The following is a 2,034-nucleotide window of genomic DNA, read 5'->3' as shown; positions in this document are numbered from 1 at the left end:
TGCCGCGGCACTGGCAGTGGCTCAACGCGCAGGCCGGTGGCGCTTCGGTCGCGCTGCGCAAGCTGGTCGACGAGGCCCGGCGCGCCAGCGGCGACAGGGACCGCGCGCGCCAGGCGCGCGATGCGGCCTATCATTTCATGTCGACCATGGCCGGCGATTTGCCGCAGTTCGAGGAGGCATCGCGGGCGCTGTTCGCAGACGACCGGCGGCGCTTCACCGGACTGATCGCCGATTGGCCGACTGATATCCGCGACCACATCGTCAAGCTCGCCTACAGCGACCGCGCCTAAGCCGCGCGCACCTCACAACTCAATCGACGGCCGAGCCGCGCTCCTTGCGCGGCAATGGCTTCGCATGCCCTGATGAAAGGCCAATCCATGTCCGCTTCAAAGCCGCTCTGGACCACGTTCCTCCGTTTCCTCGGACCCCTGATGCTGAGCAACGCGCTGCAATCCCTGTTCGGCACCGTCAGCAACGTCTATCTCGGCCAGATGATCGGCATCGACGCGCTCGCGGCGGTCTCGGCCTTCTTCCCGGTGATGTTCTTCTTGTTCGCCTTCGTCATGGGCCTGAGCACCGGCGCCACCGTGCTGATCGGCCAGGCCTTCGGGGCGGGAGAGCACGATCGGATCAAGCGCGTCGCGGGTACCGCGCTCGCAATTGGCCTGTTGCTGTCGATCTCGCTTGCGCTGATCGGCGGGTTCTTCAGCCGCGAACTGATGATGGCGCTGGCCACGCCCGTAGACATTCTCGATCAGGCCAGCGCCTATGCGAGCATCATGCTGCTGACGATGCCACTCGGCTTCGTCTTCCTGCTGATGACGTCGATGATCCGTGGCGTCGGCGATGCGCTGACACCGCTGCTGGCGCTGGCTTTGTCGACGGCGATCGGCCTGGTCCTGACGCCCGTGCTGATCCGCGGCGCGTCCGGATTGCCGTCTCTGGGCATCACCAGTCCCGCCTGGGCGGCCGCGATTGCCAACGCGCTGACGCTGATCGCGCTCGCCGCCTTTCTGCTGCGGAAGAAACACGCACTGGCGCCGGACGCCGCGCTGCTGCGTCACTTGCGGCTGGACGGCGCCGTGCTCGGAAAGATCCTCGGCATCGGACTGCCGAGCGCCATCGGCATGGTGGCCATGGCAATCGCCGAGCTGGTGCTGCTCGGCCTCGTCAACAGCTACGGCTCGAGCGCGACGGCCGCGTACGGCGCCGTCAACCAGGTGATGGGCTACACGCAGTTCACGGCGATGTCGATCTCGATCGCGGTCTCGATCCTCGGCGCGCAGGCGATCGGCGGCGGCGACAGGGCCCGGCTCGACGGCATCGTGCGCACCGGTCTCGTGTTCAATCTCGTGCTCACCGGCGGGCTGGTGGCGCTGATCTATCTGGCTCCGCGCGCCGTGCTCGGCATCTTCATCACCGACGGCGCCGTGCTCGATCTGGCGAAGCAGCTGCTTTACATCGCCTTGTGGAGCTCGGTGCCGTTCGGCCTCGCCACGGTGTTCTCAGGCGCGATGCGCGCCGCAGGCGTGGCCTTGACGCCGATGCTGCTGTCGATCTTCGCCATCGTCGCCATCGAGCTGCCGGCCGCGGTGATCCTGAGCCGCACGATCGGCCTCCAGGGCGTATGGGCCGCCTATCCGATCGTGTTCTGCGCCATGTTCGTCTTGCAGATGGGCTATTACTTCCTGGTGTGGCGCAAGCGCGCGATCGAACGCCTGATCTGAACGCCAGAATATTACGATCGTCATTAAACGGTGGACCTGTGGCGTGCGCTGCGCCACAATGCGCGAAAAATTGCCCCGAGGGAGAAGAAAAGTTGACCCGCACCGCCCCGCAATTCCTGTTCGATTTCGGCAGTCCCAACGCCTATCTCAGTCATCTGGCTATACCGGCGATCGAGCAGCGCATCGGCGTCAAGTTCGACTATGTGCCGATTCTGCTCGGCGGCATCTTCAAGTCGACCAACAACAAGTCGCCGGCCGAGACGCTCGCCGGCATCAAGAACAAGCGGGAGTTCCACTCGGTCGAGAC

Annotated in this window: 2 protein-coding genes and 1 pseudogene; all 3 read left to right on the top strand. The window is 65.3% G+C overall.

What is annotated here, in order from left to right; genetic code table 11:
- Positions 1-290: DUF2239 family protein (locus tag JHD07_RS31070; protein WP_291629079.1), on the top strand; the 290-nt coding region annotated here is incomplete at its 5' end.
- Between the two features lie 87 nt (positions 291-377).
- Positions 378-1,727 (top strand): MATE family efflux transporter, encoded by a 1,350-nt coding sequence (locus JHD07_RS31065; RefSeq protein ID WP_291629077.1) that lies wholly within the window; start codon positions 378-380, stop codon positions 1,725-1,727.
- Between the two features lie 92 nt (positions 1,728-1,819).
- Positions 1,820-2,034: pseudogene (locus JHD07_RS31060) on the top strand (2-hydroxychromene-2-carboxylate isomerase); the annotation flags it as partial.

The sequence above is a fragment of the Bradyrhizobium sp. genome, assembly GCF_016462955.1.
Taxonomy (GTDB): Bacteria; Pseudomonadota; Alphaproteobacteria; order Rhizobiales; family Xanthobacteraceae; genus Bradyrhizobium.
Note: the sequence above shows the minus strand (reverse complement) of the source record. Positions and strands in the feature narration are given on the sequence as shown.